The sequence below is a fragment of the Natrinema salaciae genome, assembly GCF_900110865.1.
GTDB classification, from domain to species: domain Archaea; phylum Halobacteriota; class Halobacteria; order Halobacteriales; family Natrialbaceae; genus Natrinema; species Natrinema salaciae.
The window spans coordinates 209,510-235,836 of the sequence record NZ_FOFD01000004.1; the positions used below are offsets into that span (position 1 = coordinate 209,510).

Consider the following 26,327-nt stretch of genomic DNA (forward strand, 5'->3'; position numbering starts at 1 on the left):
GCGACGGCGCGTGAACGTTCAGCGGACGACTGGTCGGAGTCGACTCGAGGTTCGGACCGGACTCGAGCGCTCGAGGACCGCGTCGGAGACGGGACGACACGGGTTGGTAACTGGTAACATTCCATTGGCCTTTCAGACTCGTTAAGTCCTTCCGGCCACTGACTCAGATACAATGAATCTGGAACCGCGTCGACAGGAGAGACAGTCTCTACGTGCGATCGAACGATGAGCAAGGAGTACATCGACGTCCGCGGTGCGGAGGAACACAACCTCAAGGACATCGACGTGACGATCCCCCGCGAGGCGTTCACTGTCGTCACCGGCCTCTCGGGGTCGGGCAAGTCCTCGCTCGCGTTCGAGACGGTCTACGCCGAGGGCCAGCGCCGGTACATCGAGAGCCTCTCGGCGTACGCCCGAAACTTCCTCGGACAGATGGACAAGCCGCAGGTCGAAACCGTCGAGGGTCTCTCGCCGGCGATCTCGATCGACCAGAAGAACGCCGCGAACAATCCCCGATCGACGGTCGGGACGGTCACCGAACTACACGACTACCTGCGACTGCTCTACGCCCGCGTCGGCACACCCCACTGTCCCGAGTGCGGTCGCGAGGTCGGCGAACAGTCGGCCCAGAACATGGTCGAGCGCATCCTCGAGCTCCCCGTGGACACGAAGGTCAAACTCGCCGCGCCGGTCGTCCGCGACCAGAAGGGGGCCTTCGAGGACCTCTTCGAGGAACTCGTCTCGGAGGGGTACGCCCGGGTCGAGATCGACGGCGAGGAACACGATCTCACGCTCGACGACCCCGACCTCGACGAGAACTTCGATCACACCGTCGACGTGATCGTCGACCGCGTGAAGGTCTCGGCGAAAGACCGCCCGCGCATCATCGACAGCGTCGAGACGGCGCTCGACGAGGCCGAGGGCGTCCTGAAGGTCATCCTCCCGGACGCCTCGGAGGAAGTTGCCGCAGACCTCGGCGAGGAAGCCCGCCGGACCGGTGCGCTCGGCGAGGAGACCGAGGAGAACGACCGCTTCGTGGTCGAGTTCTCGAAGGACCTCGCCTGTACGCACTGCGGGATCGACATCCCCGAGATCGAGACCCGCTCGTTCTCGTTCAACTCGCCCCACGGTGCCTGTCCGGAGTGTGAGGGCCTCGGCGAGACCAAGGAGGTCGACGAGGACCTCGTCCTCCAGGACGAGTCCAAACCGCTCAAGCACGTCTTCGAGCCCTGGAGTTACAACCGCTCGTACTATCAGACCCGCCTCGACGCCGTCGCGGAACACTTCGGCGTCTCGCTGTCGACCCCCTTCGAGGCGCTCGACGAAGACGTCCGGCAGGCGTTCCTCTACGGCACCGACGGGCAGGTCCTGTTCAAACGCCACACCAAGAACGGCACTCGTCGGAAGCGAAAGCGCTTCGAGGGCGTCATTCCGAACCTCGAGCGACGGTACCTCGAGACCGACTCCGATTCGACGCGGGAGCACATCGAGGACTACATGTCGGTCACGGAGTGTCCGGCCTGTGACGGCACCCGGCTGAAGCCCGCGAGCCGCGCCGTACTGGTCGACGACGCCTCGATCACCGAGATCAACGCGATGAGCATCGGGGACGCCCGCGACCACTTCGAATCGATGGAAGCGGACCTCACCGAGCGCGAGAAGGTGATCGCCGAGGAGATCCTCAAAGAGATCCGCGCCCGGCTCGGGTTCATGTGCGAGGTCGGCCTCGACTACATCACGCTCGACCGCGAGGCCTCGACGCTGTCGGGCGGCGAGAGCCAGCGCATCCGGCTCGCCACGCAGATCGGCTCCGGGCTGGTCGGCGTCCTCTACGTGCTCGACGAGCCCTCGATCGGGCTCCACCAGCGGGACAACGATCGGCTGCTGGACACGCTCGAGGAACTGCGCGACCTCGGGAACACCCTGCTCGTCGTCGAACACGACGAGGAGACGATGCGTCGGGCGGACAACGTCATCGACATGGGTCCCGGTCCCGGCAAGCGCGGCGGCGAGGTCGTCGCCAACGGCTCCGTCGAGGAGGTCATGGAAACGGAGGGGTCCGTCACCGGCGACTACCTCTCCGGCCGCCGGCAGATTCCGGTCCCCGACGAGCGACGGGACCCGGCGGGCGCGCTGACGATCCGCGGAGCGCGCCAGCACAACCTGTCGGACCTCGACGTCGACATCCCGATCGGCTGCTTTACGGCGATCACCGGGGTCTCGGGTTCCGGGAAGTCCACGCTGATGCACGAGGTCTTCTACAAGGGTCTCGCTCGAGAGATGAACGACAACACGAGCGTGATTCCGGGCGACCACGACGCCCTCGAGGGACTCGACCAGATCGAGACGGTCCGACTGATCGACCAGTCGCCGATCGGCCGGACGCCCCGCTCCAATCCCGCGACCTACACCAGCGTCTTCGACTACATCCGGGAGCTGTTCGCCTCGACGAAGCTCGCGAAACAGCGCGGCTACGAGAAGGGGCGGTTCTCGTTCAACGTCAAGGGCGGCCGCTGCGAGGAGTGCGGCGGGCAGGGAACGGTGAAGATCGAGATGAACTTCCTGAGCGACGTCTACGTCCCCTGCGAGGAGTGCGACGGCGCTCGCTACAACGACGCTACGCTCGACGTCACCTACAAGGGCAAGACCATCGCCGACGTCCTCGAGATGTCGGTCGAGGAGGCCTACGAGTTCTTCGAGTCCTCGAGCCAGATTCGCCGCCGACTGAAGCTGCTGAAAGACGTCGGACTCGACTACATGAAACTCGGCCAGCCCTCGACCACCCTCTCCGGCGGTGAGGCCCAGCGGATCAAACTCGCCGAGGAACTCGGCAAGAAGGACTCCGGCGAGACGCTCTACCTGCTCGACGAACCCACTACGGGACTGCACTCGGCGGACGAGCGCAAACTCATCGACGTCCTCCACCGGCTGACCGACAACGGCAACACCGTCGTCGTCATCGAGCACGAACTCGACCTCGTGAAAAACGCCGACCACATCATCGACCTCGGCCCCGAAGGCGGCGAGAACGGCGGCGAGATCGTCGCCACCGGCACGCCGGAGGCCGTCGCCCGTCTCGAGGACTCTCACACCGGTCGGTATCTGCGAGACCTGCTCCCGAAGGTCGACCTCGAGGGACCCCGCGGCGAGCGCGTCGAACCCGTGAGTGCGCCGATGGACGACGACTGAGGGGGGGCGTTATATCCGCTCCCGACGGCGGACTGTTCGGACAGCGGCTGGTGATTCCCTCGTGTCTCACCCGGAGATGAACGATCCGAACTCGTAGTCGTGATCGACGACTTCGAAGACCTGATAGAACCCCTTCGGATCGCCGTTCTCGTCGAGTGCGAGCGGGCCGCTGACGCCGTCGTAGTTGATGTCTTCGGGGCCACCGTCGGCCAACGCCGCTTTCGCCTCCTGAAACGAGGTAACCGTGTCACCGGGTTCGACCGTGATTTCTCGGACGATGTCTCCGATCGCGCTCCCGGTAGCCGTCTCGGCAGCCTCGAGGGCGATCGCCGAGAGCACCACCGCATCGTACGTGTAGGCCGCCCAGACGGTGGGGTCCATCCCCCAGATGGAGCGATACTCGTCACGGAACTGCTGATAGTTCTCCTGATCGACGGGTGCGCTCTCGGTGATCCCCGTGAGCCCTTCCTGGCTCCCCTCCGGCGTTCCCGCGAGGATCTCCTCCGCGATCGTACTCTCCGCGCCGTAGTAGTCGACCGCCTCGTGATAGTTCTGTTCGTAGGCTTCGGTTATCATCACGGTGAACTCGTCGGCGTACGTGAGGAAGACCCAGGCGGTCGCATCGGTGTCGGCCATCGACGACAGCTCCGACTCGAACGACGACCCGCCGGCGGGGTGGGGGTCGTTCGACGCGACAGTTCCATCGAAGGCGTCGACGAAGACTTCCGAGAGCGCCTTCCCGTACGCGTTGTCGATCCACGTGAGCGCAACCGTCTCGTGACCGTCCTCGCTGACTTGATTCGCCAGCGCGGCGCCCAAGGTATTGCTGCTCGGCGCGGTCCGCAAGAGGTCGGGATAGTCCGAGAGGGAGCTACTGGTGCTGTTCTGGCTGATCTGGACGACGTCGGTCCCCGAGACGACGTCCTGATGAATGCGCTCCGTGATTCCGGAGCCGACGGTCCCGACGAGAACCGGAACCTCGACCTGCTCGACCAGCCGTCGGGCCGCGTCGACGCCGCCAGTCTCACTGCTCCTGTCGTTTTCGACCTCGACGACGAGCGGTTCGTTCGATGGCCCGATACCGGCCGCGTTGATCGCGGTGAGCGCACTCCGCAATCCACGTTCGTTCCGACGACCGAACGCGGCGAGCGTCCCCGATTCCGAGTTCACCATCCCGATGGTGTAGGACCCGTGGTCCTCGCTGCCGAATCCGGGAATCGTCCCACTCCCCAGACAGCCGGCCGTCCCGGCGAGACCCGCGGCCCCAAGCGAGAGCGCGCCGCGGCGGGTCAGGGACGGCTGGGACCGTTCCGTCGAACCGTCGCACGTGGTGCGTTCGGATGGGGGACGAGGTGGCTCGCCATCGTTCCCGCTCGTATCTTCCGTTCGATTCCGTCCGTCGCCCTCGCGTCGATCGTTAGTCCCCATCGTGGCCCTCCGTCTGCGTCGAATCGGCTCCGAATCTGAATACGTCGTTTTCGTTCGGTTCGTCGTCCGCCTCCGTGCCTTCGTCACCGTCCGGTTCGTCGTCCGCCTCCGTGCCTTCGTCACCGTCCGGTTCGTCGTCCGCCTCCGTGCCTTCGTCACCGTCCGGTTCGAATCCCACCGGTCGATCGCTATCGGGATCGCCGGACGGTGCCTCGCCTGTCCCGACCGGTGCCGGCGGGTCGGCAGCGTCGTCGCTCGTCTCGGCTGACGAACGACTGGGTTCGAACTGTCGTTGTATCGATTCGTCGAGTTCGAACCGGTCGAGCGTCTCGGACAGCCGGCTGGCCTGCGTCGCGAGGTCGGATGCGCTCGTCGTGACCTCCGAGAGCGCGGTCGTCTGCTCTTCGGCCGCGGCGGCGACGGTTTCGGTCTCCGCGGTCGTTTCCGCCGAGATCGTCGCCGCTTCGTCGACGATCGTCACGACCGTTTCCGTCGAGGCCGCCTGTTCCTCGGTGGCCGCCGAAATCTCCTGCACGCCCGTATTCGTCTCCTGTGCGTAGTCGGCGATCTCCTCGAGCGACTCGACCGTCCCCTCGATCACGTCCCGATTCTCGGCGACCCGTTCCCGGGTCGTCGTGACGACATCGACCGCCTGCTCGGTCTGGGTCTGGATGCGCTCGAGGCGATCCTCGATGTCGTCGGCGGTCTCCTTGGTCTTCGCCGAGAGCTCTTTCACCTCGTTTGCGACGACCGAGAATCCCTCGCTATCGGTACCGTCGCGGGACGCCTCGATGTTCGCGTTCAGCGCCAGGAGGTTGGTCTCCTCCGCGACCTCCGAGATGAACTCGACGAGCTCGTCGACCTGAGCCATCTCCGACTCGAGCGCCTCTATCTCGGCGACGGCCTCGCTGGAGTCGCGTTCGATCCGGTTCAGTCCCGCGACCGCTTCCTGTGCCGAGGCTTTCCCGTCGACGCCCGTTTCCGCCGTCCGTTCGGCGATATCGGCGACCTCGTTCGACGAGGCCGCGATCTCCTCGGTCGTCGTCGAGAGGCCCTCGATCTCCGTCGAGGCCCGCTGGAACCGTTCGTGTTGCGTATCGGCCCCGTCGGCGATCTCCTGGACGGACTCGGAGACCTGTTTCGACGCGGACTGGACCTCCTCGGAACTCGCGGTGACCTGCTCCGTCGCGACGGCCACCTCGTTCGCGAAGGCCGACACTCGAGCGACCGTCGTCTCGAGTTCGTCGACCATCTCGTTGAACTCCGTCGCGATCTCGCGCATCGCTTCGTTCTCGCTCTCGGCGTCCATCCGTGCCGTGAGATCGCCGTCGGCGCACGCACGCATGATCACCCGATACTCGTCGGCTTTCTCCTCGAGGTGCCGATTGATCCGCTCCGTCTCGGTCCGTGCCTGCTCGGCTTCTTCGCGAGCCGCTTTCGCCTCCTGTATCTGCGTCTTCAACGAGTCGCGCATGCTGGCGAACCCGTCGTAGAGCCGGCCGATGTTGTCGATCCGTGTCGTATCGAACTCGACCTCGAGATCGCCGTCTTTCATGCGGTCGGTCTTGTCCGTGAGTCGGTCGATCGAGACGGCGGTGTTCCGTCCGAGGACGGCACCGACCGCGCCGATCAACAAGACGCCGGCGAACGTCGCGTACAGCCCGTACGTTCGAACCTGGGAGACGAAACCGTAGGCCGTGCTCTCGGGAGTATGCGAGAGGACGACCCAGTCGCTGTTCCGGACCTGCGCATACCCGACGACGTGGTCCTCGTCGGTGGAAACCGGGTAGGCGGTCGAGCCGAGAAGGTCGTCCGGCGCGACGGTCATCGCCCCCGGGTTCGTCGGTCCACCGCTCCGCGCCCGGTCGAGGGGCGCTGCGGTGTCGTACTGCTCGAGCAGGTTCGCATTGGAGCCGTCGGCAATGATGCGGTCCTCACCGTCGGCGACGAGCACGACCGACCCCTCCTCGCTCTGCTGGAGGTTCGCGGCGTAGGAGTGCAAGTTGACCGTGTAGACGATCGCGTGGCCCGAATCGCCGTTAACCTGTGTCGTGTACGCGATCATCGGCAACGATTCGCCGGTAAATTGGTCCTCGTAGGCCGTCGAGACTGCGACGTCGGCGCTCGGACTCGAGGCGGTTTCCGTCCACGGTTCATCGACACCGGCGAGCGAACGACCGGTCGCGTCGTCGGCCGAACTCGCGACGATCCGTCCCTCCTCGACGTCGACGTAATGGATCGCCTGCGAGCCGATCGGCAACTCGAGGACCCGCTGTGAGAGGTAGTCGTCGATCACCGCCTCGTTGCCGCTCGTAACCGGACCGGACCGGGATAGCATGGTGGCCGTGAGCTGGTTTTTCTCGTTCCAGGTCTCGAGTTTCTCCGCTTCCTGGGCGGCGACCGTGCCCGAATCCTCCGTGACCCGTTGTTCGATATCGTCCTGGATGAGAACCGTCCCCCCGTACCCGATTATCCCGACCGACACGCCGAGTACCAGCAACGCGATGCCGAATTTGAGCGCGTAGTTTCGGCGTATCGGCGCTGGGACCGCTGTTCGCAGTCGCTTCATACTGTCAGACTGGAAGGATAACATATCAAGGCAGACCTGACCATGGTCGGGCGGTGGCCAAAACGGGACCGAAACAGCGGCTTCAGGACGATAGGGCCTCGATCGCGACCGTCCCCGAGCAATGGTCCCATGGTCGGGCCGCTCTATAGGCACGTCGCTCACGAGTCTCCAGATAGCGGTCTCCGAACGATCGCGATACACATGAATCACCAATCCACAATCGAAACACAAGCCGGCACGTCGCCGTACAGTGCGCCACTGTGTCTCAAGTGCGAGACGGAACTGGTCGCCGGCATCGGCCGGCTTCACTGTCCGTCCTGTGGCTGGGGCGAGTGCTCCGGAGCCGACTAAGTACCGTACCGAAACCCGATCACGATACCAGCCGACGACCGGTGCAGACTGTCAACCATTCCATAGCTCGTCGGCGCTGTCCCATTTTCCGGCGGCTCGCTCGAGCCGTCATTCGAGACGACATCGACAGTCTCGAATGCAGTCGCTCGAACCCGGCAGATAGCCTCGAGTGGTTGCCGTCGAACGGAAACAGCAACGGCGAGAAGCATCCGTCGGTTTGTGTCGAAAAGCGAACGACAGCAACGATCGCGGCTCGAGCACCGACCGCGAGGAATCGCCGTCGGGGCCTGTCCTCAGCCGCCGAGGTACAGTTTGGACACTTCCTCGTTGTCCAGCAGCTCGTCCGCTTCGTCCTCGAATCGCACCGTCCCCTGATCGAGGACGTAGCCCCGATCGGAGATCCCCAGCCCCTTCTTGGCGTTCTGTTCGACCATCAGGATCGCCGTATCCATCGCGTTGACCTCCTGCACGTCGGCGAACACGCCGTCGGCGGTGTTCGGAGCCAGTCCCGCGGAGGGTTCGTCGATCAGGAGCACGTCCGGTTCCATCACCAGCGCTCGGGCGAGTGCGAGCACCTGTCGCTGCCCGCCCGACAGGTTCTGCGCCTTCGCCGTTCGCTTCTCCTCGAGCAGCGGGAACCGATCGTACAGCGTCTCGAGGACGGGCTCGAGGTCGTCGTCGCGGGCGACGCCGCCCATCCGCAGGTTCTCCTCGATGGTGAGCGAGCCGAAGACGTTCTCCGTCTGGGGTACGAAGCCGATCCCCTCGCGGACGATATCTTCGGGGGCCATGCCGCCGATGTCCCGATCGTGGTAGGTCACTGCACCCTCCCACGGCGTCAGCATGCCGAACGCGGTCTTGAGTACCGTCGACTTCCCGGCACCGTTCGGACCGATCAGGCAGACGATCTCACCCTCGTCGAGGTGAAGCGTGCAGTCGTCGAGCACTTGCACCTCGCCGTAGCCGCTGTCGACGGCGTCGAGTGCGAGGACGTGATCGCCACTCATGCGCCACCACCCCCGAGATAGGCGTCGATGACCTGGTCGTCCGACTGGATCTCCGCCGGTGTCCCCTCGGTGAGGACGCTCCCCCGATCGAGGACGACGACCGGATCGGCGAGACTCATCACGAACTCCATGTCGTGTTCGATGAGCAAGCAGGTCGTTCCCTGCTCGTTGAGCCGACGGATCTGGTCGGCGAGTTTGTTCCTGAGCGTCGGATTGACGCCCGCAACCGGCTCGTCGAGCAGGAGCACCTCCGGTTCGGCGAGCATCGCACGAGCCAGCTCGACGAGTTTCATCTGCCCGCCGGAGATGTCCGTCGCGGGCTGGGTCGCGAGATGGTCGATCTCGAACTCCTCGAGGATTTGTTCGACGTCCGCGAGGTTCTTTTTCTCGTGTTCGGCGACGGTCCCGGGATCGGTGAACAGTTTGATGAACGACTCGCCGGGCTGTTTCCGCGGGCCGACGAGCATCGCCTCGCGGACGGTCATCCCCTCGAGTTTCCGTGGCGTCTGGAACGTCCGGATGAGACCGTGTTCGGCGACCTCGTAGGGTTCCTTGCCGGTGACGTCCGTCCCGTTGACCGTGACGGTGCCGCCGTCAGGCTCGTAGAAGCCGGAGACGAGGTTGAACAGGGTCGATTTCCCGGCACCGTTCGGGCCGATGAGGCCCGTGATGGTCCCACGTTCGACCTCGAAGGTGGCGTGGTCGGTCGCGATGAGCGCCCCGAACGATTTCTGGAGGTCCTCGACACGAAGGACGACGTCGTCTTTCGACATGTCGGCGTTCGTCTGAGCCGTACTCGCGTCCGTCTGTTCGGTCGATTTCGTCTCTTCGATCACGTCACTCATTCTTCTCACCTGCTTTCACGTCGCGGACGCCCTGTTCTGGGCGCGATGGCGCAGCATTGTCGACCGCGCTCGGCCAGATCAACTCCCGCTGTGGCGGGAGGATTCCCTGTGGCCGGAACCGCATGACGAGGATGATCAGGAGCCCGATCGTGAGCAGTCGGAAAGGTGCGCCGCCGATCGGTAGCCACCCGATGTCGTTGACGAATCGGGACCCCTCCCGAATGGCCACGACGACGAAGCCGCCGAGCAAGGCCCCGCGGTTCGAACCGCTTCCGCCGAGGATCACCGCGACCCACACGTAGAACGTCGTGATCGGGTCGAGTTGGTCCGGCGTCACCACGAGGTTCAGGTGGGCGAAGAAGACACCCGCGAGCGCCATGATAAGGCTGCCGAGAACGAACGACTGCATCTTGTACGAGTAAGTGTTCTTCCCCAGCGCCTTCGCGAGGTCTTCGTCGGATCGGATCGTCCGGAGGAGTCGACCCCACGGCGACCGCTGGGCCCGTCGGAGAACGGCGAAAGATGCACCGAGGAAGATGAGCAGGAGGAGCACGTTGAGCAGCTGTTGCCAGAACGCGAACCCGAGGACGACTGGCGATCCGGGGAGCAACCGGATCTCGAGGGCCGGCATCACGTCGGGGAACGTTCCCAGTACCGGCCACTCCTCGAAGAAGGTCGGGATTCCGCGAAGCCCTTGCCCCCCGTTGGTCCACTGCCGTTCGTTGACCATGAACAGCCGGACGACTTCCGCGAGGCCGAGGGTCGCGATAGCGAGGTAGTCCGAACGGAGTCGCAGCGTCGGAATCCCGATCGCAACCGCGACCACTGCCGCGAGAACCAGACCGAGGAGCAGGCCGAAGATGGGGTTGAATTCCCTCGGCAACGGCGAGTTGCTCGCAGTCATCAGCGCTGCGCCGTAGGCACCGAGCCCGAAGAAGGCGGCGACGCTGAAATTGATCAATCCCGTAAACCCCCACTGGGAGTTCAGCCCGAACGAGAGGAGCGCGTACATCCCCGCCAGTCCGAACAGGAAGAGGAAATACGACGCGCTGAGGAGGCCGGTAAGCAGCGCGAACACGAGCGCCAGCACGATCGCTCCGAGCGCAGCCGTGACGCCTCGCTCCGTGACCGTCAGATCGTCCCAGTAGCCGCGGGGGTCGGAGGGAACGCCCATCTCACACCCCCTCCTCGCCGATGGCTTCGCCGGCGATCCCGGTCGGTCGCAAGAGCAGTACGGCGACCATGATGAGGAACGCGACCGCGTTCGCGTACTCGATGCCGATCGGAATTCCGATATCCGACAGGAGCGGCATCAGTTCGACGACCATCCCGATGAGGAAGCCACCGAGCATCGCGCCGTAGACGGAACCGATCCCGCCGAGGATCACTGCGGCGAAGATGACCAGCAGCACGTTAAACCCCATCCGGGGCTCGAGGGAGTTGAACAGTCCGAGGAACCCGCCGCCGGCGCCCGCGAGCCCCGCACCGATGATCCACGACCAGCGTTTGATGCGGTCGGTTCGAATGCCGCTGGCGCGGGCCAGATCGGGATTGTCGGCCATCGCGCGCATCTTGCGCCCGAGATCAGTGTGTTGCAACAGGACGTGGAGGCTGCCCACGAGCACGGCTGCGGAGATGACGATCGCGACGTCGTGTTCGGTCATCCGGACGCCGTAGGGCAGCAGCGCTTCGATCGGTCGGAGCGTCGCGATGTCGTACTGTGCCGTATCAGCGCCGAATCCGAGTCGAATCACGGCGCGATAGACGAACGCGACCCCGATCGACGTGATCAGCATCCCGATCGAGCCGATGTCGAGCGGGTCGTAGACGATTTTCTCCGTGACGATCGCGACGGCGGCGGCGACGGCGAGTCCGACGAGCAACGCGACGAAAAACCCGATCGGGAGACTCAGGATGCTGAAGCCGATACCGCCGATCGCACCGAACGCGACCAGCGTCGCATATGCGCCGACGGTCATCGTATCACCGTGCGCGAAGTTCGCGAAGCCGGCGATGCTGTAGATCAACGAAAGGCCGATGCTCCCGAGAACGATGATGCTACTATATACCAGCCCGTTCGCGGCGTATTCTATAATAGACATTGTCAGAGCCGATTACGACTGTCGGGACCCGATCGAGACGTACGCGTGGTCCTGAACTTCGATCACCTTGAGACTGCCTCGCGGATCGCCGTTCTCGTCGAAGTCGATCGGGCCGCTGACCCCCTGGTAATCGATATCCGACGGCGAGCCGCCGTCCGAGAGAATCGAATGGGCTTCCTCGTACGTGAAGACCGCCTCGCCCTCGGGGCGAGTGACGTCGCGGACGGTCTCCTGGAGTGCCGCCCCCGTGAACTCGTCGGCGGCCTGGATCGACAGTGCGGCAGTGATCACGCAGTCGTACGCGAACGCCGACCAGGCCGTCGGCGCTTCGCCGTGCTCGTCCTCGAAGGCGGCGGCGAACGCCTTGTAGTTGTCCTGCTCCTCCGGAGCCGCCGGTTCGACGACCTTCATGCCGTCCATGCTCCCTTCGGGCGTCCCCTCAAGGACGGAGTCACCGCGGTTGGAGTCGGCCCCGTACAGCTGGGCCTCGTACCCGCCCTCGTACATGTTGGTGACCATCGTCGCGAATTCCGTCTGGTAGGTGATACAGAGCCACGCGTCCGCACCGGAGCCGTCCATCTGAGAGACGAGACTGGAGTACGACGATTTTTCGCCGTCGTGGGCGCTCTCGTAGACGACCTCGCCGTCGTAGGCTTCTGCGAACGCATCGTACAGACTCTCCCCGAAGTCGTCGTTGATGTAGGTGACCGCGACTTCGTCGTAGCCGTCCTCGCTGATGATGTCCGCCAGCGCGATCGACTGCGTCCGTCCGCTGGGCGACATCCGGAGGAGCCCCGGGAAGTCCGTCAGTCCGAGTCCAGTGGAGTTCTGGCTCAACTGGACGGTGTCGGTCCCCTGGATGACGCTCTCGTAGATGGCCATCGACACACCCGATCCGACCGCCCCGATGATGAACGGAACGCCGTCCTGATTGACCAGCTTCTGTGCCGCCGACACGCCCTGCTGAATGTCACCTTCGGAGTCCTCGACGAGAATCTCGAGGTCCTTGTCTTTGACCCCGATCTCGTTGACGTCCGCCAGCGCGATTTCCTTGGCCTTCTGATTGCGTTCCCCGAAGTCCGCGAGCGACCCGGACCGCGAGTCGATCATCCCGATCGTGTACGCGTCCTCGCTGCCCTCGCTCTCGTCGGTCGTTCCGATACAGCCGGCCAACCCTGCAACGCCCAAGGCACCCCCGTATGTCAGTATCTCTCGTCGATTTCGAAGTGATGTGTCATCAACCGTCATAGCTGTGATCTTGGGTTCGAATTTTTCCCCGGTAATACCACACCCGACCATGGACAGAAACCAGTTAGGTGATCGAAGAAGTGCGAAATTCCGACATTCGCGGCGGGTTTCACCCCCGACTATGGTCGGGTGGCCGTTTAGGCTTTGTCGATCTAATCCACCGACAATGCTCCTTCCGATTGCGAGAAATTTCGTCGCTGCCGAAGAACCGTCCGGGGCACTATCGCACGTCAAGTCACTCAACGAAGACGGTATCAACGGCATTCTCAATCTGCTCGGTGAACATTACGACGAGCCGTCGGAAGCGACTGCCGACGCGGATACGTACATCGAACTCATCGAAGCGATCGACGACGCCGATCTCGACTGCTGTGTCTCGGTCAAACCGTCACAGATCGGCCTCGATATTGGCGACGGCGTGTTCCGGACACACCTCGAGCGGATCGTCACCGCGGGCGTCGAACACGACGTCTTCGTCTGGATCGATATGGAAGACTACACCACGACCGACGTCACGCTCGACGCGTTCGAACACCACGCACACGAGACGGACGGGAACGTCGGCGTCTGTGTGCAGGCGAACCTGAAGCGAACGCGCGAGGACGTCGAACGACTGGCCGACGTCCCCGGGAAAGTACGCTTCGTCAAGGGCGCGTACGACGAACCGGCCGATGTCTCGTACAAGAAGAAAGAACAGGTCAACGAGTCCTATCGAGAACTACTCGCGTTTGCCTTCGAGGCGTTCGACGACGGGATCGCCGTCGGCAGCCACGATCCGGACGTCATCGAGTACGTCGAGGGGCTCTCCGAGACGCACGACACGCCCTTCGAGTTCCAGTTGCTCATGGGCGTTCGCGAGGACGCACAGCGGGAACTCGCCGCGGAGTACGACGTCTACCAGTACGCGCCCTACGGACCGAAGTGGCTCTCCTACTTCTACCGTCGTGTCCGCGAACGCAAAGAAAACGCCCTCTTCGCCCTTCGAGCAGTGCTCACGGGCTAACTTACTCGACACCGATGTCGTCGGGATCCAGTAGCTTCGATTCCGCTTTTCGCAGGTGGTCGAGCATCGTCGTCTTCGAGATGTCGAGTTCGTCGGCGAGTTCGCGGGTCGAGATGCCGCGAGGCCACTGGTAGTATCCCCGCTTGCGGGCGAGTTTGAACACCTCTCGCTGGGTGTTCGTGAGGGCGTCCATGCGGTGTTTGCGCTCGGATTCACCCGTCGGCGTACTCGTGACGGTTTCGACCGTTACCTCGGCGCACCCGTCGTCACAGACGTGCTCGATCGCGGTTTCGATCTCGTCCCGACTGCCGGCGAATCCGACCTCCCAGTACTCCCGTCCATCCTCGATTCGAACGGGGGCGCTGTGGACGAAGCCGTGCTCGAGCAACGTCGGACAGATCATGTCCGCGGGATCGTACTCGAGGAAGAATTCGCGGACGACGTTCCCCGGGAGCGTGGACGGTTGTCGTCGACCGAACCGTTCCTGGAGTCCGAGGACTTCGCCCGCCAGTGGCGACTCGCGAATCTCTTCGATCAACGTCTCGACCTCGTCGGTCGTCTGACCGAACGCGGTGAACAGTCCGTTGACCGACTCCCCCTCCGTGGTCGGTGCGGTGTAGATCGCGTGTGCCAGAATGCCCCCGCCGACACGCTCGGTCGACTCGATCGCCCAGCAGTTCGGATGCCACAACTCGAGCGTGATCCGCGTTCCGTGGGATGATCGACTCTGTGCCATGGTGTATCTAGGTACATCCCATGCAAATAGTTCTCGTTTCACGAATTGCCCCCCGACCATGGACGGGTCCCGTTATTCGATGCCGACGAGCCAATCGCTATTCATGAGTCAACAAACCGCGGAGCAGGTATACGGCCACCATATCGACGGGGACTGGACCGATGGTGACGGAGACGAAACGTTCGAGAGCGAGAATCCGGCGACGGGCGAGACGCTCGCACGGTTCCAGCAGGGGACCGAGAGCGACGTCGACGCCGCCCTCGCGGCCGCCGAGGACGCGGCCGAAGAGTGGCGCGAGCTGTCCTACATCGACCGCGCGGAGTACCTCTGGGACATCTATCACGAGCTACGCGAGCGCACCGACGAACTCGCCGAAATCGTCACCAAGGAGTGTGGCAAGGAGATCAGCGAAGGCCGCGCGGACGTCATCGAGGCCTACCACATGGTCGAGTGGGCGGCGGGCAACGCGCGTCACCCCCACGGGGACGTCATTCCGAGCGAGATCGGTAGCAAAGACGCCTCCATGCGGCGCAAACCCCGCGGCGTCGTCGGCTGTATCACGCCGTGGAACTTCCCGGTCGCGATCCCGTTCTGGCACATGGCCATCGCCCTGGTCGAGGGCAACACCGTCGTCTGGAAGCCCGCCGAGCAGACGCCGTGGTGCGCCCAGATCATCGCCGAGATGATGGACGACGCAGGCATCCCCGACGGCGTCTTCAACATGGTACAGGGCTTCGGCGACGCCGGCGCGGCCATTAGCGAGGACGATCGGGTCGACACCGTCCTCTTTACGGGCTCCGCGGAGGTGGGTCACGAGATCGCCAGCAAGGTCGGCGGCCAACCCGGCAAACTCGCAGCATGCGAGATGGGCGGCAAGAACGGAATCGTCGTGACCGAAGAGGCGGATCTGGACATCGCGGTTCACTCCGCGGTGATGTCGAGCTTCAAGACGACCGGCCAGCGCTGCGTCTCGAGCGAGCGCCTGATCGTCCACGAGGACGTCTACGACGAGTTCAAGGAGCGCTTCGTCGAAGTCGCGGAACGCGTCACCGTCGGCGACCCGCTCGAGGAGGGGACGTTCATGGGCCCGGCCATCGAGGCCGAGCACGTCGAGAAGATCCGCCAACACAACCAGCTGGCACGAGACGAGGGTGCGGAGGTACTCGTCGACCGGGAGGACCTCGCGGACGAGGAGATTCCGGACGGCCACGAGGACGGGCAGTGGGTCGGCCCGTTCGTCTACGAGGTCAGCGCCGACGAGACCGACCTCGAGTGTGTGAACGAGGAGTGTTTCGGTCCGCACGTCGCTCTACTCGAGTACTCGGGTGACATCGAGGACGCGGTCGAGATCCACAACGACACGCCGTACGGCCTCGCGGGCGCGATCATCTCCGAGGACTACCGCCAGATCAACTACTTCCGCGATCACGCCGAACTCGGACTCGCGTACGCGAACCTGCCGTGTATCGGCGCGGAGGTCCAGCTCCCCTTCGGCGGCGTCAAGAAGTCCGGCAACGGCTACCCCAGCGCTCGAGAAGCCATCGAGGCCGTCACCGAGCGCACCGCCTGGACGCTGAACAACTCGAAGGATATCGAGATGGCACAGGGACTGTCGGCGGATATCGAGACCTCGAGCGACGACTGATCGGCGTGGGTCGCACGAGCGACCGAACTGCAGTCGCGCTCGAGTGATGGTCACGACTGATCGGCGCGACGAGTGGGAACCACTAACTTCGCACCCGGAGAATCGGTCGATCGATGAGCGGACTGAAGACCATCGTTCGACACGGGTTCGCCGGTAGTGGGGCCGCGACGCTGGTGCTCGCGGGACTCTTCGTCGTCAACGGCGGCTTACAGGCGCTCGAGACACTGCTCGTGATCGGGTGGCTGATCGTCGTCGGTGTCACACTGCTTCTCGCCGGCACCCGAGAACGGCTCGCCGTTGGCGGACGGGCCGTCGGCTGGCCCCGCGTCGCCGCGATTGGGGTCGGTATTCTTGGGATCGGTTGTGCCGGGTTCGGTCTTTCGCAGCTTCGAACTCTCGAGGTCGCGAGCGGGGCGTGGCTGCTCACTGCTGCGCTTACAGTGTTCGTAGTCGGGTACGTCACGTGGTTCGCCCGCGAGTGCTGGACGGGTGGCCGTCAGTTGGACGAGGAGATGTTCGCCGTCGAGCGGTGAGACGTGCTCGAGCTAAGTGCCATCGTAAAAAAGTATGGGGTATACTCTGGCCACGTGTATACGGACAGCGAGTTAGTGAAGACGGACCCTGGATATACGAGTAGCCACGGAACTGGCAATCAGGGTCCGATGCTGTTTGGCGATTGGATTCCAGACAATCCGATTGATAGTATCATAAACAAAGGAAAAGACATCATCGACGGTGCAACGGATAAGTGGGAGGAGACTGTGGAGTTCGTCTCCAACAACGACAAGATCGAGTCCGCAGTTGATCTCGGTGAAGACGCGTACGGTTTCGGTAAAGATGCTTTGAATCCGGTCGACGGTGATGAACCGCCTGAGGGACTCGAAAACTGGTTCCAAGACAACAACTTCGACCACTGCGCAACGCTTGACCTCACCAAAACTTGTTGGAATATTGATGCTGCTGCTCTTGCCGGGGCTACCGGATTCACGGTTGCCACGGGGAGTGCCGGTGCGGTTACCTATGCTGTCCCGAAAGGTATTACGGAAGCGTGTCTCGTTATTTCGGGAGTTGACGCGGTATTGAGTGATGCAGATGATGTCTGTAATCCTACTAATCTCTACGTCTTCTGTCCGAATAATCCAGCGGACAATCAGGAACACCCCATTCCTCCCGTGGCCGTACCTCATTGCAAGTAGTCGAGAATTGACTGAATAGATAATATCAAGCGTGAACGTTTGTTTAATAATACTATGGAATACGCAATACATCTCTTGCTCATGGTCGGTATAGCATTAATTGGACTATTTATCCGACATGTGCTTAACATTCCTCCGACAGAGTATCAGACCTTTGTAATGACGATAATAATGTTTGCCATACTCACAGTAGCAGTGTTTCTGCCGGGCCACAATTCATTCAAGAAAATCATCATAGCCGTTGGTCTCGGATTTGCTATCGTGGGTTTCAATGACACGCTCTGGAAGAAGTATCGAATGGGAAAAAGCGTCACAGAACCGTTTGACGAGTAAGCAGTTGAGAGAATCGTTACGGCACCTCGACTACTGGGTAGCTATCCGGATCGACAGGACCCCGGTGACGCGCGGGTGCCAGACGTAGACAGGGAACATCACGCCGAAGATGAGGAGCGCTGGTCACCGGTTCTGGTGCCAGACGTGCCCTATCTCGAGGAGAGCCCCAAACGGAGCACTGTGCGATGGAGGAGGGATGCGAATGTCTGCTGGAGGCGACGCTCCCAGACGGAGTTGCTCCGCGCTTCGATCATCGCTCATCGTCGTGGCGCTCGAGAGTACGTCGTCCTTGACGGGAGGGCCTGATCGTTGTTGGATGTCGTTACGCACCGTCGTGATCGGACTCATCGACGCTCGAAAACGCACTTGGGGATGATGGCCATCGGCTGGCGAGCGCCGCTGCGGGCATCGTACTCGTCTCCCACCCGTTCATGGTGTTGCTGAGCTACGCGCTCCGGATCGCGACGATCGCCGCGCGGACCGCGGATTTCGGGCCGTTCGTCCCGCGATCCTCGAGCGAACGGGGTCGACCCGGTGACCGTACTCGGCGCAGCCGCTCGGTCCGAACGGACGCGGGGGAGAGCCAGCCGGGAGTACAGCCAAGGGGACGGCCGGACAACCGTCGCGTATGACGGACGACCGCACTCGCGACGAGCCGACGCCGATCGAGGAGGCGCGAACGGATTCGTTCGACCTCGAGCACTCCGAGCGCGTTCGGATCGGCGTGACGCGCGGCGAGACCGACCTCGAGCTCGGGCCGCCGCGGGACTACCCCGACCGGGCCGACGTGTCGGTACGACCCGAGTCGGCGGACGGGCACCGGATCGTACTGAGCATCGACGCGATGGCGGGCGACCACGGCACGGGTCACGCCGACGTCGAGCTGACGCCGATCGAGGCGCGGACGCTCCGCGATCGACTCGACGATATCGTGCGCTGGATGACCGAAGCGGACGCCGACCCCGATCGCGCGGATGGAACGGGCGACGGCGACGACGCCGGCCGGCACTGAGGCGGATTACTCCGGGCTCGGCGACTGCTCGCGGGACAGGTACCCCGCCAGATCCGACGTCGTCACCATCCCGATGACGCCCTCGTCCTCGTCGACGACGGGGATGTGGTGGAAGCCGCGTTCGACCATCACGTCCGCGGCGTCGCGAATGCTGTCCTGGGCCGAGGCCGTCACGACGTCGGTACTCATGTACTTCGAGACCGGCGTCTGATCCTTCGGCCGCTGTTCGGCGACGATCCGGACGAAGTCCGTCGTCGTCAAAATCCCCTCGAGCTGGTTGTCGTCGTCGACGATGACGACCGATCCGATTCCGTTCTCGAGCATTTCCTGTGCCGCTTCCTCGACGAGCGTGTCGGGCGCCGCCGTGTGCAGCGACGAGGACATGACTCGCGCGACGAAAATATCCTCCATACGGAATACTATTGGTTAAACACTATAAGGATTGTCGGAGTCGGAACCCTCGACCGGTGGAACGGCCCCCGCCCGGACATCCGTCGCGTCGGCGGGTTCGACATCCGTCGGGTCGGCTCGTCGGGCCGATCGGCGGTCGACCGCGTTCGACTCGAGCGTCGTCTCCACCACGTGCCCACATTTAAGTAGCAATTCCGCCATACTCGGTGACGTACGACCGATGGCGTCTCCCCCGCCCGCACTCGACGGCGTCTGCAAACTCCGTCCCGCACCCGCATCGGGTAGCGACGTGTTCGCCGGCGTCGCCGCCGAGTACGCCGCGCTCGCCGACGAGTACGGCCCGCGAAACGTGCTGGTCCTGAAACGGCATCCGGCGGGCCTCGAGCCCCTGATCGACGCGCTCGCCGACGCCGACCGCGAGCGGGCCGACGGTGGTCCCCGCTCGCCCCGCGTCGAGTCTCTCCCGGAACATGCCTCGAAGACCATCGAGGAGTTCGATCCGACGCTCGACCGCCTCGAGTACGAGGAACGTATCGAGCTCATCTCGCTGGTGATCGACGGGGCGAGCCGCGCGGTGCCCGCGTACCTCGAGCGCGCCGCCGACCACGAGAGCTTCGCCCGCGACGTCGGACAACTGCTGCTCGAGGCGACCCGACAGCGGCTCCGGCTCGACGAGCTCGCGGTCGAGGACCCCCACGACTGTCTGGCGTTCCTCTACGCGATGAACGACCGGTTCCACGCGGAGCTCGACGACCGCGGATACGTCGAGCGGGCGGACGTGGTCCCGCGCGCCGTCGACCTGCTCGAGCGGAACGCGGACGGACTTCGGACCCGCGTCACCGCCTCCGTCGACGCCGTCCTCGCCGTCGAGTTCGAGGAGTACCGACGGCTCGACCGGCGATATCTCGCGGCGCTCACGGGCGACGCCGACCTCGTCTGTCTCGGCGAACGCCACGCCAGCGTCGAGCGGACGCGAGTCGAACCGGGCCGCGTCGCGGCGATCGCGGCCGAGGCCGGCCTCGAGATCGAACCGCTCGACGCCGGCGCGGAACGCGACGCGGACGAGACGCCGCCGCACCGAGCGATCACGCGATTCCTCGCGACCGGCGAGCCGCCGACGCGAGCCGCGGCTCCCGAAGACGGAGACGGGCAGACGGGCGTGAACCCGACGGGCCGCGCCCGACGTATCCGCACCGAGACCGCCCGGGAACAGGTCCGGGCGGTCGCCACCGAAATCCAGTCGCTGCGCGACCGCCACGGCTGGGCCGCCGACGAGTTCGCCGTCGCCGTCCCGCGGATCGAGCGAGTTCCCGAAACCAGACGGCGGCTGCGGGAGGCGGGCGTCCCGACCGCGACGGTCGGCACGCCATCGCTCGCGGAGGACCCCGCGGTGAACGAACTCTACGCGGTCGTCACGCTGCAGTGCGAGCGCGCCCGCGACGGCGACGCGCTGGCCCCGGCCGAGCCCGACGCGTCCGCACGCGACTCGAGCGATCCGCGAACCGCCTCGCTGAACCGCCTCCGTGCCCGCGTTCCGGACTTCTCGCCGGCCCTCCTCGCGGAGACCGACGGCTCGAGCGTTCGTCGCTCGCTCGAGCGCTGGGTCCGCCGGACGGATCTGAAGGGGCGGATCGCCCGCGAGGAGGACTGGATCGACGCCCGCGAGCAGTACGCGGGGCTCCGGCGGGTCCTCGAGATCGCCCGGTTCGTCGAGGAGACGGACCTCGTAGGCCCGGACTGGCAGGGCCTGCGCCGGATGCTCCGGCGGACGATCCAGTACGACGCGCCCTACGTCCACGCGGTCGAGACGCGGCCGCCGGCCGGCGGCGTCACCGTCTGCGCCGTCGACGACCTGAAGTACGACTCGCGGACGGCCGTCTTCCTGCTCGATCTGATCGACGAAACCTATCCGGGCGAACAGTTCCTCACGCAACTGTTCCCGACGGCCTGGCTGCGGGAGATGCCGGCCTACCCCGCGGTGACCGCCCCGTCGCTCGAGGACGTCGCTGACACGTTCGAGACGGCCGACGCCGATATCGGCGATCCGTTCGAAACCTACCACGCCCAGCGAGCGCGCCGCCGGCTCGCGCTCGGCTCCCGGGCCGCCGAACGCGCACTCTACGTGTGCTCCTACGAGCGCGGCTCCGGCGGGCTGCGCCGGACCTACGACGAGTCGCGCTACCTGAAACTGCTCGAGTCGACGCCCGGGCTCGCGCTCGAGGACGTCGACGCCGCCGCCGACGCGGCGATCCACGGCGAGACGAACGCGCTCGAAGCGCTGCTCGACCAGCCCCGCGGCGAACTCGAGCGGGTGCTCCGGGAGGCCAGCACCGGCGGCGAGGCGGATCTCGGCGAGACGGAGGCGCTGTTCGAGGAGATCGCGGTCGTGCTCGCGGACGGCGACGTCGACGACGAGCTCGCCGAGGCGGTCCGATCGCAGTTCGAGTTCGCTGCGGGCGAGGTGGTCCGCCGTGACTGACGCCGCGGCGACCGGCCCACCGCTCGACATCGACGGCCTCCGGACCGCGCTCCACTGCCCCCGCCGATACGAGTTCGCCCACGTCCACGGCCTCGAGGGCGGCGACGACGACGCGATCGACGACCGCGTCGACCTGCTGCGGACCGCCATCTGCGACGCGCTCCGGAGCGGCGAGACGGATCGCGAGGAACTCGAGGCCGTCGCCCGCGATCGACTCGCGACGCGCTGGACCGACCACGACGAGCCGTTCCACTCCGCGACGCAGCGCCGCCACGAACGCCGGGTGCTCGAGGCGACCCTGTCCGCGTACCTCGAGCGCGTCGGGGCCGACCACGCGGCGGGGATCGAGCGGCTGGACGACGACGCGGCCCGCGGCGAGCTGATCGGGCCGCGACTGCCGCTCTCGAGGACGATCGGGATCTCGGCGTCGAGCGCGACGGCCGACGACGGACGCGAGGGCGACGCGGTAACGATCGACGCGACGGTCGACTACGTCTACGGCGACGGCTCGTCGATCGTCGGCGTCCGGTTCGTCCCGACGCTCGCGCCGCTGGGTCGCCTGCGCTACCGGTCCGAGTGGGAGGGCGACGTCGCCGAACTGTTCGCCGATCACTTCGACGCCGATTCCGACGCGTTCGACCCGGACCCGGTCGGTGCGCTCTTCGAGACCGCGGTCGTCCTCGACGGCCTCCGCGGCCTCCGCGACCGACTCGAGCTCGAGGACCGGACCTGTCGCTACGTCCAGATCCCGCTGGCCGATCGGTCGAGGACGACGGTGAACTGGGTGCGGGGCACCGTCGAGACGAGCCTCGAAGTCGCCGATCTGACCGACGTCTACATCGATCACCACACCTACGGCATGACTCACGAGCATCGGAACGACACCGTCGACGATCGGCTCGCCGCGGTCGCCGCCCGGTTGATTTCGGGACCGTTCGATCCGTCCGAGCGGTGGGAGCGGATCGCGGAACACGCCTGCCCCGACTGTGACTACACCGTCTGCTGTCAGGAGTACATCGCCCAGGAGGTGCGCTTCGATGGCTGAGGAGGGACGGCCGACGGCGGACGCCCGGGATCTCGTCGCCGCCGACGGGGTCGAGCCGAGAGGCAATCAGCAGACGGTCATCGACAGTCGCGCGGCCTGTACCTCGGTCGACGCGGGAGCCGGCACCGGAAAGACGACGACCATGCTCGTCCGGATCGAGCGCGCCATCGAACGGGGGGAGGTCGATCCCGACGACGTGCTCGTGTTGACCTTCGCGAACGAAGCCGCCGCGAGCATTCGCGCGGCGGTCGCCGAGCGGCTCGATCCCGACGCCGCGGCGGCGATCGACGTCTACACCTATCATTCGTTCTGTTACCGGCTCGTCCGCGAGTACGCCTACTACCTGGGGTACTCGCCCGAGTTCGACGTCGTCACCGAGCGCACGCGGCGGCGGATCATCGGCCGGTTGCTCACCGAAAACGACTACGGCTTCGCGGCCGCGTCGACCCGCAACGACGGCTCGTCGGCCGACCTCACGGATTCGGTCGACCGCTTTATTCGGGCGATGAGTCAGGAGGACGTCACGCCCGCGGACCTCCAGTCGGGACTGCCGCCGGTGCGAACCCTCGAACTGTGCAACGAGTTCGTCCTGTGGCTCGAGCGGACCGCCGGCGAGGAGCTGTCCTTCGACAACGAGGCGCTGCGCTACTTCAACCGGGACGACCACCTCGAGACGGCCCGGGAGTCGCTGGTCGACTACGGGAAACTGGTCTCGTTCTGCCGGGAGAAGATCGCGGAAGCGCCGGAAGCCTTTCGCGACGACGACCTGGTTCGGGATATCGATCAGTACCTCCGAGTGCTGCAGACGTGCGTGACGAACACGATCGACACGCTCTCGCTGGACGACCGAACGACGAAACACCTGCCGCGGGCGCTGTTCGGCAACCGGATCTGGGGACAGGCGACGAGCCGGATCGAACAGACCCCCTTCGGTCGCCTGAAACACTACGTCGAGTTTCTGCGGCTCGCCCGCCACTACACCGACGTCTACGCGGACTACCACGCGCACCTCGAGCGCGAGCGGACGATGGACTTCGACGAACTGGTGCGGACGGCGACCGGCCTGCTGGACGACGACAGAATCGCCGCGGAGATCACCGACCGGTGGAGCCAGGTCTACTGCGACGAGTTCCAGGACACCGACGAGACGCAGTTCGCGCTGCTCACCGAACTCACGGACGGCGCCGACCGACCCGATCTGCTCGCGATCGGCGACAAGGACCAGGCGATCTACGGCTGGCGCGGCACGGACCGCGAGGGGCTGGACCGGCTGGCCGACGCCTACGACGACCACCGGGGAATCGAGCTCGAACTCAACTTCCGCTCGCGACAGGAGATCCTGGACCTGACCAACGCCTGTGACTACGGCCCGCAGTCCTCGAAGACGCTGCGGGAGGACGGCCGGACGGCCGGCACGTACGACGAGCGCGAGCCGCCGGATCGGGTCGTCAAGATCGAGAGCGACGCGGTCCCGCAGTCGACCCCCGAGCAAGTCGCGACGACGGTCTCGCGGCTGCTCAACGGGGAGGCCGCGAACGTCCCCCGGCGCTCGCTGGGCGACATCGCGGTCATCGTCCGGACCAACCGCCACGCGCAGGCGGTGGCCGAGGAGCTCCGCGAGTTGCAGATCCCCTACGAGATCTCCGGCTCGCCCCGGGGGGAGATCTCCCCCGGCATTCGGACCGTCCTCTCGTACCTCCGCATCCTCGTCGAGCCGACCGCGGACGCCCACCTCCGGCGCGTGCTGCTCTACCGCTACCGGCTCACGGAGGGGGATCTCGCGACGCTACAGCGGCAGGACGGCTCGCTGTACGACGCGGTGACGGCGGCCGATCCGGCGGCGCTCGACCTCGAGCACCCCGAGCGGCTCGAGACGGCTCGCGATCACGTCGCCGCCCTCGAGCGGTTCCGCGACGTCTACCCGCTCTCGGGCTTTCTGCGCCGGTTCCGGGAACTGACCCGAATCGAGTGGTTCTGCGCGAGCGAGGAGCGCGCGCAGTTCGACCGGATCGAGCGGTTCGTCGAGGCCTACACCGCCGACGGCGTCGTCCAGTCGCTGACGACCGACTTCGTCGAGGCGCTCGCGGGGACGCTCCGGAGCGGCGGGAGCGACCGGGCCCGCGGGAGCCGATCGGCGGACAGCGTCGACGTGATGACGGTCCATCAGGCCAAAGGTCTCGAGTTCGATACGGTCCTCGTCCCCTTCCTCTCGGACGAGGAGTGGTGCGTCGACGGCGACTACGTCGAACGGGCCCGCTATCGGCTGCTCGCTGCGACGCTGGACGACGAGGTCGATGCCCCCCTGCTCGCCGATCTCGCGGCCGAGCGGGTCGGCGAGGAGTGGCGGGTGCTCCACGTCGCGCTCACCCGGGCCGAAGAGCACCTGTTCCTGTTCGGTTCCGACTACGACTACGACGGCGCGGCCGACGAACTCGCGGCGTCGACGGCCGAGACCTGTCTGGCTGCCGATATCGAGTGGTCGGTGACCGGCCAGCGGATGAACCTGTGGTCGTCGCTGACCGAGAGCGTCGAGCGCGTCCGCGAGACCTACCCCGAGACGGTCGTCGACCGGACGGACGAGATCGCCGCCTCGGCCGGCGAGAGCCCGGGAACGATCACTTACGACGCCGACTCCGACGACCGCCCCGTCGAACCCCTCGAGACCCGTGAGGCGATCGCGACCGTCCACCGGCTGGGCCGGCTGCTCCGCGACGGATCGCTGTTGCCGGCCGCCGACGCCGCGAGCCACGGCGGCCTCGAGGGCGGGAGCGACGACCGACCGGGGCCGAGTCGGACCCGAATTCCGAGCGGGCGGCGTCTCTCCGCGCTGACGGCCGACACGGTCCGGTTCCCCGTCGAAACGCTCGCGGCCGCGACCGAGCTGCCGGTCGCGATGCGACACAGCTACTCGGCGATGGACACCTACGAGACCTGCGCGCGGAAGCACTACCTCGATCACGTCGTCCGGGCGATCGACGATCCGATCGGCGCAGCCGCGGGAGACGCCGCGGAGCCCGAGACGAACGGCGGGCCGTCCGCGGCGACCGACGACTCGGCGTCGCGAGTCGTCGGCACCGTCTTCCACGACGTCGCCGAAGAGGCCTTCCACCGGGAGTACCGCACCCGCGAGGCCTGGCGGGAGGCTGCCGTCCGACAGCTCACCGCGCGGGATCTGCTCGAGCACCGCGAGGCCGTGCTCGCCTGCGTCGACCGCTACTTCGGGGCGAGCGCACCCGCGTTCGACCGGCCGATCGCCGACTGGGAGACGCTGGCCGCGGAGCTGCCCTTCGCGCTCGAGGACGTGGCCGGCGTGACGGGAGACGTGGTCGGCTACGTGGACTCGGTCCGACGGCTTCCCGACGGCGGACTCGCCGTCCTCGACTACAAGACGACGGCCGAGCGGATCGCGCCCACAGACGCGGTCCAGCTCTCGCTGTACCTGCGGGCCTGCGCGGACCGGTTCGACGAGCCGCTGTCGGCCGCCGGCTACGTCTACGTCGGCGACGTCGACGGCCCCCGCGTCGATCTCTTCGAGCCCGGCGAGTTGCCGCCGTGGGAGTCGGTGCTCGAGACGCTCGAAGCTGTCGACGAGCCGTCGTTCGCCGAGACGACGTCCGGCGAGCACTGCCGGCACTGTCCCCACCGGTCGCTGGGCTGTGGGCCGGACGAGTACGCGCCCGGAACCGACGCGACGGGTGACGACTGACGGGAGCCGCTCGTGTTCGGTC

At 65.5% G+C, this 26,327-nt stretch carries 19 protein-coding genes; 10 read left to right on the forward strand and 9 right to left on the reverse strand.

The annotated features are described in order from the left end of the window. The first annotated feature begins 225 nt into the window (after nt 1-225). A complete protein-coding gene (uvrA, locus tag BMX07_RS14590; protein WP_090618764.1) occupies nt 226-3,189 on the forward strand; it encodes an excinuclease ABC subunit UvrA in 2,964 nt (987 codons plus the stop codon). Nucleotides 3,190-3,255: 66 nt separating this feature from the next. On the opposite strand, the gene BMX07_RS14595 is transcribed toward uvrA, so the two are convergent. The 7 genes from BMX07_RS14595 to BMX07_RS14625 form a co-directional block, all read right to left on the reverse strand. Continuing rightward, nucleotides 3,256-4,482, reverse strand: coding sequence for an ABC transporter substrate-binding protein (locus tag BMX07_RS14595; RefSeq protein ID WP_394328396.1), 1,227 nt, complete (start codon nt 4,480-4,482; stop codon nt 3,256-3,258). A 124-nt stretch (nt 4,483-4,606) separates the two neighbouring features. Then, nucleotides 4,607-7,186, reverse strand: a complete 2,580-nt coding sequence (locus BMX07_RS14600) for a methyl-accepting chemotaxis protein (RefSeq protein ID WP_090619920.1) — start codon at nt 7,184-7,186, stop codon at nt 4,607-4,609. 644 nt (nt 7,187-7,830) lie between these two features. Then, nucleotides 7,831-8,544 carry an ABC transporter ATP-binding protein gene (locus BMX07_RS14605; protein WP_090618766.1) on the reverse strand — a complete coding sequence of 238 codons (714 nt, stop codon included), beginning with the start codon at nt 8,542-8,544 and terminating at the stop codon, nt 7,831-7,833. Then, on the reverse strand, nt 8,541-9,317 hold the full coding sequence (locus BMX07_RS14610) for an ABC transporter ATP-binding protein (protein ID WP_394328397.1): 777 nt from the start codon (nt 9,315-9,317) through the stop codon (nt 8,541-8,543). The genes BMX07_RS14605 and BMX07_RS14610 overlap by 4 nt, the downstream gene beginning before the upstream one ends. A 64-nt stretch (nt 9,318-9,381) precedes the next feature. Then, nucleotides 9,382-10,563 carry a branched-chain amino acid ABC transporter permease gene (locus BMX07_RS14615; protein ID WP_090618772.1) on the reverse strand — a complete coding sequence of 394 codons (1,182 nt, stop codon included), beginning with the start codon at nt 10,561-10,563 and terminating at the stop codon, nt 9,382-9,384. 1 nt (nt 10,564) lies between these two features. Then, nucleotides 10,565-11,491, reverse strand: coding sequence for a branched-chain amino acid ABC transporter permease (locus BMX07_RS14620; RefSeq protein WP_090618774.1), 927 nt, complete (start codon nt 11,489-11,491; stop codon nt 10,565-10,567). A 12-nt stretch (nt 11,492-11,503) separates the two neighbouring features. Beyond that, nucleotides 11,504-12,739: an ABC transporter substrate-binding protein gene (locus BMX07_RS14625; RefSeq protein ID WP_090618777.1), complete on the reverse strand. Its 1,236-nt coding sequence runs from the start codon at nt 12,737-12,739 to the stop codon at nt 11,504-11,506. Nucleotides 12,740-12,905: 166 nt separating this feature from the next. Between BMX07_RS14625 and BMX07_RS14630 the strand changes: the two genes are divergently transcribed. Further along, nucleotides 12,906-13,742, forward strand: coding sequence for a proline dehydrogenase family protein (locus tag BMX07_RS14630; protein WP_090618779.1), 837 nt, complete (start codon nt 12,906-12,908; stop codon nt 13,740-13,742). Between the two features lies 1 nt (nt 13,743). On the opposite strand, the gene BMX07_RS14635 is transcribed toward BMX07_RS14630, so the two are convergent. Next, the gene (locus BMX07_RS14635; RefSeq protein WP_090618782.1) at nt 13,744-14,478 is read right to left on the reverse strand and encodes a helix-turn-helix domain-containing protein; all 735 of its coding nucleotides are present in this window, start codon (nt 14,476-14,478) and stop codon (nt 13,744-13,746) included. A 103-nt stretch (nt 14,479-14,581) separates the two neighbouring features. Here BMX07_RS14635 and BMX07_RS14640 point away from each other — a divergent pair, with 103 nt between their 5' ends. The 5 genes from BMX07_RS14640 (at nt 14,582) to BMX07_RS14665 (ending at nt 18,664) form a co-directional block, all read left to right on the forward strand. Beyond that, complete coding sequence (locus tag BMX07_RS14640) at nt 14,582-16,123, forward strand: aldehyde dehydrogenase family protein (protein ID WP_090618785.1); 1,542 nt, start codon at nt 14,582-14,584, stop codon at nt 16,121-16,123. 113 nt (nt 16,124-16,236) lie between these two features. Then, nucleotides 16,237-16,656, forward strand: a complete 420-nt coding sequence (locus BMX07_RS14645) for a DUF7994 family protein (RefSeq protein ID WP_090618788.1) — start codon at nt 16,237-16,239, stop codon at nt 16,654-16,656. 3 nt (nt 16,657-16,659) lie between these two features. Then, nucleotides 16,660-17,319 carry a hypothetical protein gene (locus BMX07_RS23850; RefSeq protein ID WP_139210919.1) on the forward strand — a complete coding sequence of 220 codons (660 nt, stop codon included), beginning with the start codon at nt 16,660-16,662 and terminating at the stop codon, nt 17,317-17,319. A 54-nt stretch (nt 17,320-17,373) separates the two neighbouring features. Then, nucleotides 17,374-17,652 (forward strand): hypothetical protein, encoded by a 279-nt coding sequence (locus tag BMX07_RS14655; protein WP_090618793.1) that lies wholly within the window; start codon nt 17,374-17,376, stop codon nt 17,650-17,652. Nucleotides 17,653-18,280: 628 nt separating this feature from the next. Beyond that, nucleotides 18,281-18,664 (forward strand): hypothetical protein, encoded by a 384-nt coding sequence (locus tag BMX07_RS14665; RefSeq protein ID WP_090618798.1) that lies wholly within the window; start codon nt 18,281-18,283, stop codon nt 18,662-18,664. Between the two features lie 6 nt (nt 18,665-18,670). Here the strand turns inward: BMX07_RS14665 and BMX07_RS14670 are convergent, their stop codons facing one another. Further along, nucleotides 18,671-19,075, reverse strand: coding sequence for a CBS domain-containing protein (locus BMX07_RS14670; protein ID WP_090618799.1), 405 nt, complete (start codon nt 19,073-19,075; stop codon nt 18,671-18,673). Nucleotides 19,076-19,295: 220 nt separating this feature from the next. Here BMX07_RS14670 and BMX07_RS14675 point away from each other — a divergent pair, with 220 nt between their 5' ends. The 3 genes from BMX07_RS14675 to BMX07_RS14685 are packed head-to-tail and all read left to right on the forward strand — an operon-like array spanning nt 19,296 to nt 26,305. Then, nucleotides 19,296-21,554 carry a hypothetical protein gene (locus tag BMX07_RS14675; protein WP_090618801.1) on the forward strand — a complete coding sequence of 753 codons (2,259 nt, stop codon included), beginning with the start codon at nt 19,296-19,298 and terminating at the stop codon, nt 21,552-21,554. Continuing rightward, nucleotides 21,547-22,599, forward strand: a complete 1,053-nt coding sequence (locus tag BMX07_RS14680) for a PD-(D/E)XK nuclease family protein (RefSeq protein WP_090618804.1) — start codon at nt 21,547-21,549, stop codon at nt 22,597-22,599. The genes BMX07_RS14675 and BMX07_RS14680 overlap by 8 nt, the downstream gene beginning before the upstream one ends. Continuing rightward, the gene (locus BMX07_RS14685) at nt 22,592-26,305 is read left to right on the forward strand and encodes a UvrD-helicase domain-containing protein (RefSeq protein ID WP_090618807.1); all 3,714 of its coding nucleotides are present in this window, start codon (nt 22,592-22,594) and stop codon (nt 26,303-26,305) included. The genes BMX07_RS14680 and BMX07_RS14685 overlap by 8 nt, the downstream gene beginning before the upstream one ends. The last annotated feature ends 22 nt before the right edge of the window (nt 26,306-26,327 follow it).

What these genes read in the sequence shown, in the direction of transcription:
- BMX07_RS14615 (WP_090618772.1), bottom strand. Translation starts at nt 10,563, where the DNA reads ATGGGCGTTCCCTCCGACCCCCGCGGCTACTGGGACGATCTGACGGTC.
- BMX07_RS14635 (WP_090618782.1), bottom strand. Translation starts at nt 14,478, where the DNA reads ATGGCACAGAGTCGATCATCCCACGGAACGCGGATCACGCTCGAGTTG.
- BMX07_RS14640 (WP_090618785.1), top strand. Translation starts at nt 14,582, where the DNA reads ATGAGTCAACAAACCGCGGAGCAGGTATACGGCCACCATATCGACGGG.
- BMX07_RS14665 (WP_090618798.1), top strand. Translation starts at nt 18,281, where the DNA reads ATGACGGACGACCGCACTCGCGACGAGCCGACGCCGATCGAGGAGGCG.
- BMX07_RS14620 (WP_090618774.1), bottom strand. Translation starts at nt 11,491, where the DNA reads ATGTCTATTATAGAATACGCCGCGAACGGGCTGGTATATAGTAGCATC.
- BMX07_RS14610 (WP_394328397.1), bottom strand. Translation starts at nt 9,317, where the DNA reads ATGTCGAAAGACGACGTCGTCCTTCGTGTCGAGGACCTCCAGAAATCG.
- BMX07_RS14605 (WP_090618766.1), bottom strand. Translation starts at nt 8,544, where the DNA reads ATGAGTGGCGATCACGTCCTCGCACTCGACGCCGTCGACAGCGGCTAC.
- BMX07_RS14685 (WP_090618807.1), top strand. Translation starts at nt 22,592, where the DNA reads ATGGCTGAGGAGGGACGGCCGACGGCGGACGCCCGGGATCTCGTCGCC.
- uvrA (WP_090618764.1), top strand. Translation starts at nt 226, where the DNA reads ATGAGCAAGGAGTACATCGACGTCCGCGGTGCGGAGGAACACAACCTC.
- BMX07_RS14625 (WP_090618777.1), bottom strand. Translation starts at nt 12,739, where the DNA reads ATGACGGTTGATGACACATCACTTCGAAATCGACGAGAGATACTGACA.
- BMX07_RS14645 (WP_090618788.1), top strand. Translation starts at nt 16,237, where the DNA reads ATGAGCGGACTGAAGACCATCGTTCGACACGGGTTCGCCGGTAGTGGG.
- BMX07_RS14670 (WP_090618799.1), bottom strand. Translation starts at nt 19,075, where the DNA reads ATGGAGGATATTTTCGTCGCGCGAGTCATGTCCTCGTCGCTGCACACG.
- BMX07_RS14600 (WP_090619920.1), bottom strand. Translation starts at nt 7,186, where the DNA reads ATGAAGCGACTGCGAACAGCGGTCCCAGCGCCGATACGCCGAAACTAC.
- BMX07_RS14675 (WP_090618801.1), top strand. Translation starts at nt 19,296, where the DNA reads ATGGCGTCTCCCCCGCCCGCACTCGACGGCGTCTGCAAACTCCGTCCC.
- BMX07_RS14630 (WP_090618779.1), top strand. Translation starts at nt 12,906, where the DNA reads ATGCTCCTTCCGATTGCGAGAAATTTCGTCGCTGCCGAAGAACCGTCC.
- BMX07_RS14655 (WP_090618793.1), top strand. Translation starts at nt 17,374, where the DNA reads ATGGAATACGCAATACATCTCTTGCTCATGGTCGGTATAGCATTAATT.